Raw genomic sequence first — 14,989 nt, 5'->3', positions numbered from 1 at the left:
CTCATTCAGGACGTCCCATGAGCATCAAGCCCGACAGTTGGATCCGCCGCATGGCCGAGCGAGAAGGCATGATCGAACCTTTCGAAGCCGATCAGGTGCGTTACGTGAACGATCAGCGGGTGATCTCCTTCGGCACCTCCAGCTATGGCTACGACGTACGCTGTGCCGACGAGTTCAAGGTGTTCACCAACATCCATTCCGCGGTGGTCGACCCCAAGGCCTTCGACGAGAAGAGCTTCGTCGACATCAAGGGCGATGTCTGCATCATTCCGCCCAACTCCTTCGCCCTGGCGCGTACCGTGGAGTACTTCCGTATTCCGCGCAGCGTGCTGACCATCTGCCTAGGCAAGTCGACCTACGCTCGCTGCGGCATCATCGTCAACGTGACGCCGCTCGAGCCGGAGTGGGAAGGGCATGTGACGCTGGAGTTCTCCAACACTACCAACCTGCCGGCCAAGATCTACGCCAACGAGGGCGTGGCGCAGATGCTGTTTCTGGAGTCGGACGAGGTGTGTGAGGTTTCCTACAAGGATCGCGGCGGCAAGTATATGGGGCAGAGGGGAGTGACTCTGCCCCGCACCTGACTCTCTACTCTTCGTCGAGCTCTTCGGCGGCGTCGGCGTGGGAGAGGCGTAGGCCCTCGGGCGGTAGCGGGGTGCCGTCGAGCAGGGCGGTCTCGTCCTCGAGGCGCAGGCGCCCCTCGAGGAACCACTTCACCGCGATGGGGTAGATCAGGTGCTCGCGGGCGTGCACCTTCTCCTTGAGGCTGGCTTCGGTCTCGCCCTCGCTCACCTTCACCACGGCCTGGATGGCCACCGGGCCACCGTCGAGCTCTTCGGTGACGAAGTGCACGCTGCAGCCGTGTTCGGCCACGCCATCGGCAAGTGCCTTGGCGTGGGTGTTCAGGCCGCGATAGGCGGGCAGCAGTGAAGGGTGGATGTTGAGCATGCGGCCATGGAAGCGCTGCACGAAGCGCGAGCTGAGGATGCGCATGAAACCGGCCAGCACCACCAGGTCGGGCTCGTGGCGATCGATCACCTTGATCAGTGCGGCGTCGTAGGCGTCGCGGCTCTCATATTCGCCATGGGGCAGGACCACGGCATCGATACCGGCATCGCGAGCCCGCTGCAGGCCGTAGGCGTCCGCCACGTTGGAGACCACCGCGACGATCTCTCCGCCCAGCCTGTCATGGGTCTGTTCGTCGATCAGTGCCTGCAGGTTGCTGCCATTGCCGGAGATCAATACCACGACCCGACGCGCGCCGGTGGGTTCAGGCGTCAGGTCGTTGAGAGTATCCGCGTAGCTCTCGCTCATGCCTCGAGGTTCTCCAACTGTACCGCTTCCTCGCCCTCGCCGCGCGCGACGATTGAGCCGATGCGATAGACCGTCTCGCCCAGGGCTTGCAGATGCGCGCGGGCCTGGTCGGCCTTGTCGGCGGGCACGACCACGACCATGCCGATGCCGCAGTTGAGCACGCGGTACATCTCCTGTTCCGCCACGTTGCCTTGCTCCTGCAGCCAGTCGAACAGCGCAGGGCGAGTCCAGCTCTTCACGTCGATGCGGGCGGCGAGGGTTTCCGGCAGTACCCGGGGCACGTTCTCCAGCAGGCCACCTCCGGTGATGTGCGACAGGGCATGCACCGGCACGCCGCTCTCCTTGATCAATGACAGCAGCGGCTTGACGTAGATGCGCGTGGGGGAGAGCAGGGCGTCGCCAAGCGGCTGACCGTCGATGGCAATGTCCAGCGATGCGCCGCTGACCTCGAGAATCTTGCGTATCAGCGAATAACCGTTGGAGTGTGCTCCGCTGGAGGCGATACCCAGCAGCACATCGCCTTCACCGACCTTGCTGCCGTCGAGGATCTCGGACTTCTCCACTACGCCAACGCAGAAGCCCGCCAGATCGTAGTCGCTGCCTTCGTACATGCCGGGCATTTCGGCGGTTTCGCCGCCCACCAGCGCGCAGCCGGCGCGCTCACAGCCCTCTCCGATACCCGCCACTACGTCGGCGGCAATGTCCACATCGAGCTTGCCCGTGGCATAGTAGTCGAGGAAGAACAGCGGCTCGGCGCCGGCTACGACCAGGTCGTTGACGCACATGGCGACCAGATCGATGCCGATGGTGTCATGTCGGCCCAGGTCCATGGCCAGGCGCAGCTTGGTGCCTACGCCATCGGTGCCGGAAACAAGAACCGGCTCACGATAGCCGGAGGGCAGCTGACACAGGGCGCCGAAGCCGCCCAGCCCGCCCATCACCTCGGGGCGCATGGTGCGCTTCGCGACGCCCTTGATGCGGTCGACCAGGGCGTTGCCGGCATCGATGTCGACACCGGCATCCTTGTAGCTCAGCGATGCCTTGGCGTTGTCGGGAGAGGTGGAATCGGTCATGGCCTGTCCTGTACAGAAGAAACGCGGTTAGTGGTCCGGTGGCTGGCGCCAGACGGGTAAGGCGCCTGTTGGCCGAAGCAGTGGGCAAGATCGGGCCAGAATTGTAGCATCACGACGCACGGCTCGCATCGCCGTGAACGTATAACGCAGGGAGGTGTGATGCGTAGAGAATGGTGGGTCCTGATCGGCGCAGTAGTCGTTGTATGGCTGCTATTCCAGTTGGAAACGATGTTGATGCCGTTCATCGCCGGCATGATCCTGGCGTACCTGAGCGATCCACTGGCCAACCGGCTCCAGCGCCTGGGGCTTTCGCGTACGCTGGCGGTATGCGGTGTCTTCCTGATCCTGGCGTTGGTGCTGGTGGTGGCGCTGCTGGTGCTGATCCCACTGCTCATCCAACAGGTACGCCAGTTCGGCCAACTGATCCCAGGCATCTTCGAATGGGTCGAGACGGTGCTGGCACCTCAGATACGGGGTTGGACAGGGCTGGACGTAGCGGCAGATCTGGATGACTTGCAGCAGACGATGGCACAGCACTGGCAGGATGCCGGCGGCTACCTGGCTCAGTTCCTGGGACAGGTAGGGCGCTCCGGTGCAGCGTTCCTGGCCTGGGTGACCTATTTTGCCCTGATCCCGGTGGTCACCTTCTACTTGCTGCTCGATTGGGAAAGGCTGCTGTCCAACCTGCGCGCCCTGGTGCCGCGCCGCCTGGAGCCGGATGCGGTGAGGTTGAGCCTGCGCTGCGACGAAGTGCTTTCGGCTTTCCTGCGTGGCCAACTGCTGGTCATGCTGACGTTGGGGGCCATCTATGCTGTCGGGTTGACCGTGATGGGGGTGCGCTTTGGCCTGCTGATCGGCCTGCTGGCGGGGCTTGCCAGTATCGTGCCGTTCCTTGGGTTCATTGTTGGCATCAGCGTGGCGCTGATCGTGGCCTTCTTCCAGTTCGGCAGCTGGCTGGCGCTGCTGGGAGTAGTGATCGTGTTCGTCATCGGCCAGATCATCGAGAGCGTGCTGTTGCAGCCCAAGCTGCTGGGGGACCGTATCGGCTTGCACCCGGTGGCGGTCATCTTCGCCGTGCTGGCGGGGGGCAACCTGTTCGGTTTCACCGGTGTGCTGCTGGCGCTGCCGGCCGCGGCGGTGATCATGGTACTCTTGCGGGAGCTCAACGAACGTTACAAACGAAGCAGTCTTTACGATGACAGCCTGCGCGACCGTCGCGACGAGGATGCACCATGAGCCGAGCACCTGCGCAGCTGCCGTTGGGGGTGGGGCTGCGTGACGATGCCACCTTCGACAGTTTCCTGCCGGCCACCAACGCCAGCCTTGTAGATCACCTCTCGCGTCAACTCGATGCCGAAGGTGAGCCGTTCCTTTTTCTGTGGGGAGCGCAAGGCAGCGGGCGCAGCCACCTGCTGCAGGCAGCCTGCCACGCGGCCACGGATCGCGACCTGCGTGCCCTGTATCTGCCATTGCAGGATCTGGGCCACTTTCCTCCATTGATGCTCGAGGAGGTCGAGCGCCTCGACCTGGTTGCCATCGACGACGTGGACAGCGTCATCGGGCGGCGGCGCTGGGAGGAAGGGCTCTTCCATGCCTTCAATCGCTTGCGCGATGCCGGCAAGCGGCTCGTCGTCTCGGCCGACGTGGCACCGCGCCAGTTGCCGGTAAAGCTGCCTGACCTGGCGTCACGCTTGACCTGGGGCGTTACTTTCCATCTGCAGCGGCTCGACGATGGCGAGCGGCTGCAAGCCTTGCAGCTACGTGCCCGGGTACGTGGAATGCAGCTTCCCGACGAGGTGGCGCGCTATATCCTGCATCGTGGCCCGCGGCGCCTCGACGAGCTGTTCGAAGAACTCGCCGTACTCGATCGTGCCTCGCTGACCGCCCAGCGCAAGTTGACCATTCCCTTCGTCAAGCAGGCGCTGGGCTGGTAATGACAGGTCAGCGGCTCAGGTTGACCTCGATGCGCTGGCCGTTGCGCAGTGACACCTGACGCAGGATCACCTGGCGCTGTCCGCGTGAGTTGACCACGCTCCCCGAGACGTAGAATTCCCCGGCCGGGAGGCCCTGCAGGGTAAAGTTTCCATTGCCGTCGGTGCGTGTCGTATGGGTGTATTCGCGTGCACGTGGGTCGGCCGGTTCGACGGCCTGGCCGGCCAGTGCGTGTTCCGCTGCTTCGGCCGAGTAGGTCGTGACTGGAGCCACGGAGATCGTTTCCCCGGCACCGGGGGCACCGTTGAGGCTGAGCCTGCCGGTAATGGCTGCCGTACCGCTTTTTGGCAAAGCGGCATACTCGGCAGCTGGAAACGCCACCTGGCGCGCGATGCGGCCGGGAGGTTGAGCAGGACGCTCGATAGGCTTTTCCGCATCGGGACGGGGCTCGGTCGCATCGATCACTTCGATGCGCTCAGGCGGAGGGCCCGGCTCCATCATCTGGCAGCCGGTGAGAAACAGGCCCAGCAGGGCCAGGGGTATCCAGGCTTTCATTCAATTGCGTCCTCATGCTCCATGCCCGTGCGCATCGAGCATAAACGATGATGAGAGGCCGATGACAGGCTGAAAAAAGAAAAGGCCCGCCGAAGTGTATTCGGCGGGCCCCGGTAGACGCTAAGTCGTGCTGCTGCGTCAAGCCTTGGCGGCTTGGCTAGCAGTGGCCTGCTGAGCCTGCTTCAGGCTGCTTTCTGCAAGCTTCTGGCTCTGCTGCATGAAATCCTGGTTCAGGGAGACGACCTTTTCGGCATCGCCTTTGAGCCGCTCGGTCATGTCCTTGGCAAATTGCTGCTGACCTTCGACGTAGCTGCGCAGGCCATCGGCATCGCGGACGTCGAGCAGCACGCGGGCCTGGGCCAGGCTGGTGTCTGCATAGGCCTTGGCGGACTCGAACTGAGCGCCGAGGAGCTTTTCTGTATAGTCGATGCTCAAGGCGGCATAGGCACGGGCCGGGCCGAGAAGCATGGCTTCGAACGGTTTGGAATCGAAGCTGAATGTCTTCATCATTTCCTGTGAACCTCCGGGTTCGCGATAGAGAACGAACGGGGAAACCCGTCCTGCTGCAATGCAACATAGCAAAGATGTTTTTGCACTGCAATAACAGTTTCGGTAAGTCTCTGTCGCTTTCTGTCAGGCGATGCACTCGATGCGATTACGTCCGTTACGCTTGGCTTGCAATAGCAGCATGTCGGCGCGATGAATCAAGTCAACGACGAAACGGTCGTCAGGCGCCAGACTGGCAATTCCTATACTGATGGTAAGTGGGCTTGTCTGAGTCAGCGTTCGTCGCAGGCGTTCGGCGATCTCTCGGGCCCCGTCGGCCGTGGTCTCCGGCATCAGGATGATGAATTCATCACCTCCATAGCGCCCGACCAGGTCGCACTCCCTCACCGAAGCCAGGATCGTACGGGCAACGCTACGCAGGGCGTCATCCCCCACGAGATGTCCATCGGTATCGTTGATCTCCTTGAAATGATCGATATCGAGCATCATCAGACATAGCGACTGCTCGTAGCGAGAGGCGCGGCGAAGCTCGAGTTCGGCCAGTTCCAGCAGGTAGCGACGATTGTAGATATCGGTCAGGTGGTCATGGGTCGCCAGATGGGTGAGGTGCTCGTTGGTGGCGACTAGCTCAGCCGTACGCTCATGCACTCGTCGCTCGAGTTCCTTGCTGTCGCGGTAAGCGCTTAGCGGCTTCTCGGGCAGTAGCGATACGTCGCGGGATACACCGAAAAGGTGGGTGACGAAACCCTCCTGATTGGTAATGGGAACCAGCAGTGTCTGCCAGTGGCCTTGCTGACACTCCCCATTGCAGTCGATGTACCCGCCTTTTTCTTCATAACGAATGGGGCTGGCGCACTCGACGCAACGGCTCAGGTTGGCGATGACACCATGACACATGGGGGGCGGGAGCAATTGCTCGATGCGTTTGCCGACGAAGGCGGATTCATCGCCGAGCATGGCTGTACGCGTCGGGTTCATGGCTTCGATTATGAAATCGGCGGGGCCTTCGACACGGACGATGAACATGTGTTCGGGGCAATATTCCCAGAGGCTGCGTACCAGCAGCATACCGGCGTTGGCATTAAGCCGGCTGAGAATATCGGACGTCATCCAGGATGTCTTATGCATGGCTAGGTTCCCTTCGGTTGCGCCCCTCTTGTTCCCAGAGGTAACGCTGAGCCTGCGGCGCTGCAGCATTAACACTAGGTGGCGGAAATTTTTCGTGCAGCATGGTTTTCGTCATGACATTGGAGGGTGAGCATTCGCTTCGCTCTAATCGGAGCATGAGGCAACTCAAACTGCAGCGCTGTGTCGCGCTCCCTATACTGTCTGGTGTGTTCCATGGAAAGGAGAGCCGCACTATGCAGAACCATGGCAGGGAGGAACATGGTGCGACGCAGGCCTCCGGCTGCCTCTCGTGCTACCTGAATGCGCTGTGCATTCCACAAGGATTGTCGCCTGACGAGACAGCGCTGCTCGATGAGATCGTCTACCCTCCCACCCGGCTCGAGAAGAAAGAAGTACTCTGCTTCCAGGCGACACCGTTCGATAGCCTCTATGCCGTGCGCACCGGCTGTCTGAAACAGGAAACGACGGCAGAAGGAGCCGAGAATCTTCTGACCGCCCTCTGGCTTCCCGGTGACATCATCGGCTGTGATGCCATCGGCCTGGGGCATTACCCAGGCACCGTCAGCGCGCTCGAGACCGCAACGTTGTGCAAGCTCCCTTTCGACCGATTCGAGGCACTGACGCAGAGGATGCCAAGGCTGCGCAGGTACCTTCAGCACAACATCAGTCGCGCCATGCATGAAGAGCGCTTGCGTCTGCACCGGTTGCTGAGCCGCACTGCCGAGGCGCGCCTGGCTTGTTTCCTGCTCGGCATATCGGATTGCTTCCGTCGACGTGGATATTCGCCAAGGTGCTTTCGCTTGCCGATGTCGCGCAACGACATCGGCAGCTATCTGGGGCTCACCCAGGAGACCGTCGGCAGAACGCTTGCGACCTACCAGGCCCAACGGCTGCTTCGAGTCCGTGGGCGTGAATACCAGCTTCTCGATATCGCACGCCTGGAGCGGCTTGCCTCTTCTACCGGCAGGCGGCAGAAGAGGCTTCGAGCCTGCCGGGTCGATCAAGCTCGCTGAGCCATTACGTAAGCCCGATGTTGCTCCCAGAACTCGATCAGAACCCTGCACTCGCCTTCCTTTTCCCTGGCGAAGTTCAATAGGGGCTGATGCAGCTCGGGTGTGGCATTGGTGTCCAGCAGCCAATCAAAGAAGTTCTTCGATTCCACTGCCGCGCGCACGGCCTGTTCGATGATCTGATCTCCCATGATGTCGTCGATGACGAAAAAATGGCGCTGGTCCACGGCGAAATCCGAAGCACACATCGGCCTCTCACTGACGCAAGCTTCGAGTTCCAGGCACCTGGCTGCCTGGCGAAGCATATCGAGGCGCTTTTCGCTCTGCAGGCCCAGGGTTGCCATCAAGCGGCTCGTCTGGAGCGCGTGCGGCAGAAAGCTGAGCGCCAGCCGACGGTAGCGCTGCAGTTCGGCGGCTTCGTGCGCATGGGCGAGAGTGAGTTGCTCGTGTGGCAGAAGTAGCAGGCTGGTGGTCATATCCATGAGAAGTTTCGTCCGCTTTGTTCTACTTGGTTAATGCCGTTATATGGGTAGTGCTGTTAGCTGAGTCGTGCCGTTATCGTTATTGCCTGGAGTGAGTAGGCAAAGCGATCTTAGGAAGGGGGCTTTGGCGCTGCAACGACAGTTATCATGTTTCCGCTTCGACAATGCCCGCATGAGGACGAAGGTTGATAACTGTCAAGATTGATTCAGTTGCATGACGAGGCGATGCGGCACGCACGAGCCTTGCATGACGCCAGGCTTGGCACCATGGTGAAGGAAGAACGGCCAAGCGAGGGAACGACATGAGCGAACATCGTATCGAACGCGACAGCATGGGTGAACTTCGGGTGCCGAGCTCGGCGCTCTACGGCGCCCAGACCCAGCGGGCGGTGGAGAACTTCCCGGTTTCTGGCCAGCCAATGCCGGTTGCCTTCATCCATGCCGTTGCGCGCATCAAGCTGGCCGCGGCCAGGGTGAACCGGGATCTCGGGCTGCTCGATGATGAACGGGCCGAGGCCATCGTCGCGGCTGCACAGGCAATCGTCGACGGCCAGCATGACGAGCAGTTTCCCGTGGACGTGTTCCAGACTGGCTCGGGTACTTCGAGCAACATGAACGTCAACGAGGTCATCGCCCACCTCGCCAGCCGTGAAGGGCTGAAGGTCGGGCCCAATGACCATGTCAACATGGGCCAGTCGAGCAATGACGTCATTCCTACTGCCATCCACCTTTCCGCGGCACTGGAGGTAACGGCACGGCTGCGTCCCGCGCTGGTGCAGCTGCGCGCGACCATCGACGAGCGTGCTCTCGAGTTGGACAGGGTGGTGAAGACCGGGCGAACTCACTTGATGGATGCCATGCCGCTGCGCCTGGGGCAGGAGCTGGGGGGCTGGTCGAGCCAGATCGGACAGGCGATCGAGCGTATCGATAGTGCCATGGTGCGCCTCGCCAGGTTGGCCCAGGGCGGTACGGCGGTGGGCACCGGAATCAACGCCCATACGGAGTTCGCTGAACGCATGGCGCGGGAACTGAGCGAACAAACTGGCCTTTCGCTGAGCCCCAACGACAGCTTCTTCGCCAGTCTTGGCTCCCAGGATGCCGCCGTGGAGCTGTCGGGGCAGCTCAAGGGGCTGGCCTGCGTGATCATGAAGATCGCCAACGACCTGCGTTGGATGAATTCCGGCCCCTTGGCGGGGCTTGGCGAGATCGAGCTGGAGGCGCTTCAACCGGGCAGCTCGATCATGCCGGGCAAGGTCAATCCGGTGATACCGGAGTCAGCGGCCCAGGCCGCTGCCCAGGTGATCGGGCTGGATGCGGCAGTGACGGTGGCGGGACAGAGCGGCAACTTCCAGCTCAATGTGATGCTGCCCTTGATCGCCCATAATCTGTTGACTTCGATCGGGCTGATGGCCAATACGGCGCGGCTGCTCGGCGAGCGTGCCATCGCGACCTTCCGCGTACGCGAGGAGAGTCTGGCCGAGCCGCTGGCGCGCAACCCCATCCTGGTCACGGCATTGAATGGTGTGATCGGCTACGACGCTGCCGCGGCCATTGCCAAACAGGCCTACCAGGCTGGGCGACCGATCATCGAAGTTGCCGAGGAGCAGACTGACTTGGGCCGTGAGGAGCTCGAGCGCCTGCTCGATCCGGCCAAGCTGACCTATGGCGGGATACCGGAATGAGAGAGATGCTCACGTCTCCTGCTCTCGAGTGCGGGCTTCGCGAATGGTCGCGCGTGCCCAACTGCGTTCGTCACCATCTGCCTCGGGAGTGTCGTGTTCATCGCGGCGTGAGGGTCGAAAGCAGAGCGATGCCAGAATGGGGAAGTGATCCGAACCGAAGTAGGGGAGTCTTTTCAGCTCTTTCAAGGTGAAGTGTTCACTGGTGAAGATATGGTCTAGGGGCCAACGAAGCAGTGGATACCGGGCGTGGAAAGTGCTGTACCTTCCTCGTCCCCGGCGAGGGTCGAGCATGCCGCTGATGCGACAGAACAGCCGTGTGGTACGCGACCACGCGACGTCGTTCAGGTCGCCGGCCACGATGGTAGGAACCGGTTCTTCATTTATGGTCTTGCCGACCAGGAGTAGCTCGGCATCGCGCCAAAGCGTTTCTTCGCTTTCGTTGGGGGCGGGTGGGCGAGGGTGGAGAGCATGCAGCCGCAACCTGTCGCCACTCTTGAGCGTGACCTCGGTGTGGATGGAGGGGATGTCGTCCTGGATCAGCCATTCGACACGGGTATCGCTCAAGGGCAGCCGTGAGTACAGATGCATCCCGTAGAGGTTGTCCAGAGGAATCTTGACGCTATGGGGCCATTTCTCATCGAGCTCGGCGTCGAGCTGGCCCTGCCACCAAGCATCGGACTCCAGGGTGAGTACGATGTCGGGATCATTCTGGCGAATGATTTCCATGAGTCGTGCGGCCCGACGATTTGGCGTCAGGACGTTGGCAATCAGCAGTGTGATGCAGCGGTCCTGGTGCCCCGGCTCGGCGTCCTGCACCTGGACCGGCCAGAAGCGAGTCCAGGGTAGAATGAAGCGGGCTTGCAGGACAACGACCAGTAGGCTGGCTATGAGCAGCGGCCAACGCCAGGGCGAGGGGAGGGTCAAGGTGAGCAGGGCGGAGACGAGGGCGGCCGCCGCGAGTTGCAGCCGAGGAAACTCGCAGGCTCGTATCCACCACCAACGCAGCGGCATCTTGGCGACCAACGTGGCAACTAGCAGCAGCGCGACCGCGCTGCCCAGCGCGAGCGAGTAGAGGGCCATGGAGTCTCCTGCGGCATGCCCGGGTGCGGGCCTTTCCTCCTTCAGGAGCCTACGCTATGAGAGCCTCAGGCTGCTAGCGCTTGGCGGTGGGCTTCGACGTGTGCCGTGAGGCGTTCCACCTGACGCGGTGTCAGGCGCAGGCCAAGCTTGGTACGCCGCCACAGGATGTCCTCGACGCTGAGTGCCCATTCATGGTCGACCAAGTAGTCGGCCTCGGCAGCGGTGAGGCCGGCACCGAACTCCTCGCCCAAGTCCTCCACATTCCTGGCGCCTTCGAGGAAGCGCAGGCACAGGCTGCCGTAACTGCGGGCGAAGCGGCGCGCACGCGCCTCGTCGAGCCAGGGGTGATCGTGCAGCAGGCGCGTCATGAAGTGCTCCTGGCTGTCGATATCGCCTCCCGGCAGGGCGGCTGTAGCGGTCCAACTGGGCCCCATGCCGGGCAAGGTGGGCGCCAACAGCTTCAGGGCGGCTTCCGCCAGCTTGCGGTAAGTGGTGATCTTGCCGCCGAACACCGAGAGCAGTGGGGCGCCGGTATCATCCAGGGACAGGGTGTAATCGCGGGTCATGGCAGAAGGATCGGCCGACTCGTCGTCGCACAGCGGGCGTACGCCGGAGAAGCTCGTGATGACGTCGCGACGGTCGAGCTGGCGGCGAAAATGTTCATTGACCACGCCGAGCAAGTAGTCGATTTCCTCCTCGCCGATGGCCACCTGGGCGGGATCGCCCTGATAGCGTCGATCGGTGGTGCCGACCAGGCTGAAGTCGTCCTCGTAGGGCAGGACGAAGACGATGCGTCGGTCGCTGTTCTGCAGGATATAGGCGCGATCGTCGGCATTGAGGCGTGGCACGACGATGTGGCTGCCCTGAATCATGCGAATGGAGTAGCGTGAAGGGCGTGCGGCCTGCTCGCGAACCACTTGCTCGACCCAGGGGCCCGCGGCGTTGACCAGAGTTCGCGCATGGCGCTCGAAGCGTTCGCCGCTGCGCACGTCCTCCAGTTCGATACGCCAGGTCCCGTTCTCTTCCCGTGCTCCCGTACAGCGCGTGCGCACCAGGATTTCCGCACCGCCTTCACGGGCTTGCAGCGCATTGAGTACCACGAGTCGAGCGTCATCTACCCAGCAATCCGAATATTCGAAACCGCGCATCATCTCGTCTTTCAGCGGGGAGTCGGCATCGAAGCGAACGCCGCGTGAGCCGGGCAGCTTCTTGCGCTTGCCCAGGTGATCGTAAAGGAACAGCCCGGCGCGGATCATCCAGGCAGGGCGCAGGTGTGAGCGGTGCGGCAGGATGAAGCGCAGCGGCCAGATGATGTGCGGTGCCTTGTGCAGCAGGACCTCGCGCTCGCGCAGGGCTTCTCCGACGAGGCGGAACTCGCGATGCTCGAGATAGCGCAGGCCACCATGGATCAGCTTGCTGCTGGCCGATGACGTGGCGCCCGCGAGATCGCCCTGTTCGCACAGGGCGACCGTCAACCCGCGGCCGGCGGCATCGTTGGCGATGCCGGTGCCGTTGATGCCGCCGCCGATGATGAACATGTCGAGTAGCTTGCGAGACGTCTGCGCCATGGGAATGAAGGCTCCGAACTCATGGTCCGCGGGGGCGGAACCGATCAAACGAGTGATGTTTGAAAACGAACATAGAGCAATCGAAAGCGAACATCAAGAGTCCAGAGGCAACAATGCCGACGCATGGGCGTCGGCAGTGCGTCCAGCCGGCTGCAGGAGGGTCAGGCGATATGCAGGGCGACGTCGTTGACCTGCATGAGATGAACGATGCGCTCGGGTGGCTGGCGGTCGGTGAACAGGGCGTTCAGCTGTGCGATGTTGCCCTGTCGTACGACGGGGTTGCGGTGAAACTTCGAGTGGTCGGCGGTCAGGTAGACCTGGCGGGAATTATGGATGATCGCTTGTGCGACCCGTGCCTCCTGGTAGTCGAACTCCAGCAGTGAGCCGTCCTCGTCGATGCCACTGATGCCGATGATGCCGAAATCGACCTTGAACTGGTTGATGAAGTCGATCGTCGCCTCGCCGATGATGCCGCCGTCCCGAGAGCGGACCTGGCCGCCGGCGATGATGACGTTGAAGTCTTCCTTGTGCTGGAGGATGGCCGCCACGTTGAGGTTGTTGGTGATCACTTCGAGGCCCTGATGATCGAGCAGGGCTTCCGCGACCACTTCGTTGCTGGTACCGATGTTGATGAACAGCGAGGCGTGATCGGGGATATGCCTGGCAACCAGGGTGGCAATGCGTCGCTTGGCTTCGAGGTTGAGGTTCTTGCGTGTGCTGTAGGCGGTGTTGACGGTGCTGGATTCGAGCCCGGCGCCACCATGCACGCGACGTATCATGCCTTCTTCCGCCAGGGCATTGAGGTCGCGGCGGATGGTCTGGGGGGTGACGGAGAAGTGCTCGGTCAACTGCTCGATACTGGCGTAGCCTTGGCGGCGCACCAGATCAACAATGGCATCTTGTCGTTGTTGCTGGTTCATGTCGGCTCCCTTTCGATCACGCGAGTGTAAGCGATTCGGCACGCCATCGGCAGGCGATCAGAGTTTTATTCTACGAAAGTCGTAAAGCATTGCGAACATACTCGCGTACTCTTGGTGATCATAAACGAACATACAACGACGGGACGTAACATGGCCGACTTTCTTCTCGCCATCGATCAAGGCACCACCAGCTCGCGCGCCATTCTCTTTGACCGTGGTGGCCATGTGGTCCGCGTTGCACAGCGGGAATTCCCCCAGCATTTTCCCCGCGACGGCTGGGTCGAACACGACCCGCAGGATATCTGGGACACGGTATTGACGACATGCCGGGAGGCGGTGAAAGAGTCGGGTGTAGCGCTGAATGCCGTCGCCGGTATTGGCATAACCAACCAGCGAGAGACCACTCTGCTGTGGGACCGGGTGACGGGCCGTCCGCTCTACAACGCGATCGTCTGGCAGGACCGGCGCACCGCCGATTATTGCCAGCAGCTGCGAGATCAGGACCGTGGCGCCCTCGTCCAGTCGCGCACCGGCCTGCTGATCGATCCCTACTTCTCGGCGACCAAGCTGGCCTGGCTGCTGGACAATGTGGAGGGGGCCCGGGAGCGTGCCGAACGTGGCGAGCTCGCCTTTGGCACGGTGGACAGCTACCTGCTGTGGCAGCTGACCGGCGGCCGTGTCCATGCCACCGACGCTACCAACGCCTCGCGCACGATGCTGTTCAATATCCATACCCAGCAATGGGACGAGGAGCTGTTGACGCTTTTCAACGTGCCCCATAGCCTGCTGCCGGACGTGCGCGACAGCAGTGACGACTTCGGTACCGCAGATGCTCAGTGGCTGGGGGCCGAGCTGCCCATCGGTGGCGTGGTCGGCGACCAGCAGGCGGCGCTGGTGGGACAGGCCTGCTTCGAGCCGGGCATGGGCAAGAGCACCTATGGCACCGGCTGCTTCATGGTCGTCAATACCGGTGACAAGCCGGCAGAATCGCGCAACCGTCTGCTGACCACCGTGGCCTATCGGTTGGGCGGCAAGACCACCTACGCCATGGAAGGAAGCATTTTCGTTGCCGGGGCTGCGGTGCAGTGGCTACGCGATGGTCTCAAGCTTTTCAGCGAGGCGGCCGAGACCGAAGCCTTGGCCAAGCAAACCCGCGACGGCCACAGCGTCTACCTGGTCCCTGCCTTTACCGGTCTCGGAGCGCCGCACTGGGACCCCAAGGCAAGGGGGGCGATCTTTGGCCTGACCCGGGACACCGGCATCGCCGAGATCGTTGCCGCCGGGTTGCAGGCAGTCTGCTATCAGACCCGCGACCTGCAGGCGTGCATGAGCGATGATATGGGAGTGGCGCCAGGAACGCTGCGAGTGGATGGCGGCATGGCCGCCAACTCGTGGCTGGTGCAATTCCTGGCCGATATGCTGGGCGTACAGGTTGATCGGCCTACGGTGCTAGAGACCACGGCGCTGGGTGCTGCCTACATGGCGGGGCTGCGCTTCGGCTGGTACCGTGATCTGGAGGAGATAGGCGAACTGTGGCGCTGTGAGAGAACCTTTACGCCCGGCATGCCGGAAACCGAGCGTGAGCGGCTCTATCGGGGCTGGCTGGAAGCCGTTGAGCGTGTAAAAAGCAGTGCCTGAAGCTTGCAAAAGAAAGCGATATCGGTAAGATATGCATCCGTTGCCGCAGCGCAAATCAGGTGGCAACAGGTTGTTATTGCACACGAGCGTTCGCATAGAA

The 14,989-nt window shown here is 62.1% G+C and carries 15 protein-coding genes; 6 read left to right on the top strand and 9 right to left on the bottom strand.

What is annotated here, in order from left to right; translation table 11 throughout:
• Positions 1–17: 17 nt before the first annotated feature.
• On the top strand, positions 18–584 hold the full coding sequence (gene dcd / locus SPH52_RS18785; RefSeq protein WP_411796585.1) for a dCTP deaminase: 567 nt from the start codon (positions 18–20) through the stop codon (positions 582–584).
• A gap of 4 nt (positions 585–588) precedes the next feature.
• Here dcd and purN read toward each other — a convergent pair whose 3' ends face one another.
• Together purN and purM are read right to left on the bottom strand one after the other, a co-directional pair.
• A complete protein-coding gene (gene purN / locus SPH52_RS18780) occupies positions 589–1,314 on the bottom strand; it encodes a phosphoribosylglycinamide formyltransferase (protein WP_411796584.1) in 726 nt (241 codons plus the stop codon).
• The gene (gene purM / locus SPH52_RS18775; RefSeq protein WP_411796583.1) at positions 1,311–2,387 is read right to left on the bottom strand and encodes a phosphoribosylformylglycinamidine cyclo-ligase; all 1,077 of its coding nucleotides are present in this window, start codon (positions 2,385–2,387) and stop codon (positions 1,311–1,313) included. Before purM ends, purN begins: the two co-directional genes overlap by 4 nt.
• A 159-nt stretch (positions 2,388–2,546) precedes the next feature.
• Here purM and SPH52_RS18770 point away from each other — a divergent pair, with 159 nt between their 5' ends.
• Complete coding sequence (locus tag SPH52_RS18770) at positions 2,547–3,623, top strand: AI-2E family transporter (RefSeq protein ID WP_411796582.1); 1,077 nt, start codon at positions 2,547–2,549, stop codon at positions 3,621–3,623.
• Positions 3,620–4,321 carry a DnaA regulatory inactivator Hda gene (hda, locus tag SPH52_RS18765; protein ID WP_411796581.1) on the top strand — a complete coding sequence of 234 codons (702 nt, stop codon included), beginning with the start codon at positions 3,620–3,622 and terminating at the stop codon, positions 4,319–4,321. Before SPH52_RS18770 ends, hda begins: the two co-directional genes overlap by 4 nt.
• Positions 4,322–4,328: 7 nt before the next feature.
• Here the strand turns inward: hda and SPH52_RS18760 are convergent, their stop codons facing one another.
• The 3 genes from SPH52_RS18760 to SPH52_RS18750 form a co-directional block, all read right to left on the bottom strand.
• A complete protein-coding gene (locus tag SPH52_RS18760) occupies positions 4,329–4,874 on the bottom strand; it encodes a carboxypeptidase-like regulatory domain-containing protein (RefSeq protein ID WP_411796580.1) in 546 nt (181 codons plus the stop codon).
• 138 nt (positions 4,875–5,012) lie between these two features.
• Positions 5,013–5,384 carry a phasin family protein gene (locus SPH52_RS18755; protein ID WP_411796579.1) on the bottom strand — a complete coding sequence of 124 codons (372 nt, stop codon included), beginning with the start codon at positions 5,382–5,384 and terminating at the stop codon, positions 5,013–5,015.
• Between the two features lie 123 nt (positions 5,385–5,507).
• On the bottom strand, positions 5,508–6,509 hold the full coding sequence (locus SPH52_RS18750; RefSeq protein WP_411796578.1) for a diguanylate cyclase: 1,002 nt from the start codon (positions 6,507–6,509) through the stop codon (positions 5,508–5,510).
• 233 nt (positions 6,510–6,742) lie between these two features.
• Here SPH52_RS18750 and SPH52_RS18745 point away from each other — a divergent pair, with 233 nt between their 5' ends.
• Entirely contained in the window at positions 6,743–7,522 is a 780-nt protein-coding gene (locus tag SPH52_RS18745; protein ID WP_411796577.1) for a helix-turn-helix domain-containing protein, read from the top strand.
• Here the strand turns inward: SPH52_RS18745 and SPH52_RS18740 are convergent.
• Complete coding sequence (locus SPH52_RS18740; protein WP_411796576.1) at positions 7,510–8,001, bottom strand: hypothetical protein; 492 nt, start codon at positions 7,999–8,001, stop codon at positions 7,510–7,512. The two genes, SPH52_RS18745 and SPH52_RS18740, sit on opposite strands and share 13 nt — an antisense overlap.
• Positions 8,002–8,303: 302 nt before the next feature.
• On the opposite strand from SPH52_RS18740, the gene SPH52_RS18735 reads away from it, so the two are divergent.
• Entirely contained in the window at positions 8,304–9,683 is a 1,380-nt protein-coding gene (locus SPH52_RS18735) for a class II fumarate hydratase (RefSeq protein ID WP_411796575.1), read from the top strand.
• Between the two features lie 9 nt (positions 9,684–9,692).
• Here SPH52_RS18735 and SPH52_RS18730 read toward each other — a convergent pair whose 3' ends face one another.
• The 3 genes from SPH52_RS18730 to SPH52_RS18720 form a co-directional block, all read right to left on the bottom strand.
• Positions 9,693–10,763, bottom strand: coding sequence for an endonuclease/exonuclease/phosphatase family protein (locus SPH52_RS18730; protein ID WP_411796574.1), 1,071 nt, complete (start codon positions 10,761–10,763; stop codon positions 9,693–9,695).
• 65 nt (positions 10,764–10,828) lie between these two features.
• Positions 10,829–12,331 (bottom strand): glycerol-3-phosphate dehydrogenase, encoded by a 1,503-nt coding sequence (gene glpD / locus SPH52_RS18725; RefSeq protein ID WP_411796573.1) that lies wholly within the window; start codon positions 12,329–12,331, stop codon positions 10,829–10,831.
• Positions 12,332–12,492: 161 nt separating this feature from the next.
• Positions 12,493–13,251, bottom strand: a complete 759-nt coding sequence (locus SPH52_RS18720; protein ID WP_411796572.1) for a DeoR/GlpR family transcriptional regulator — start codon at positions 13,249–13,251, stop codon at positions 12,493–12,495.
• A gap of 150 nt (positions 13,252–13,401) precedes the next feature.
• Between SPH52_RS18720 and glpK the strand changes: the two genes are divergently transcribed.
• Positions 13,402–14,889, top strand: a complete 1,488-nt coding sequence (gene glpK, locus SPH52_RS18715; protein ID WP_411796571.1) for a glycerol kinase GlpK — start codon at positions 13,402–13,404, stop codon at positions 14,887–14,889.
• Positions 14,890–14,989 lie beyond the last annotated feature (100 nt).

This window comes from Halomonas sp. A29 (genome assembly GCF_046723295.1).
In the GTDB taxonomy this organism is placed as follows: Bacteria; Pseudomonadota; Gammaproteobacteria; order Pseudomonadales; family Halomonadaceae; genus Halomonas.
This window is presented reverse-complemented; position numbering and strand designations above follow the sequence as displayed.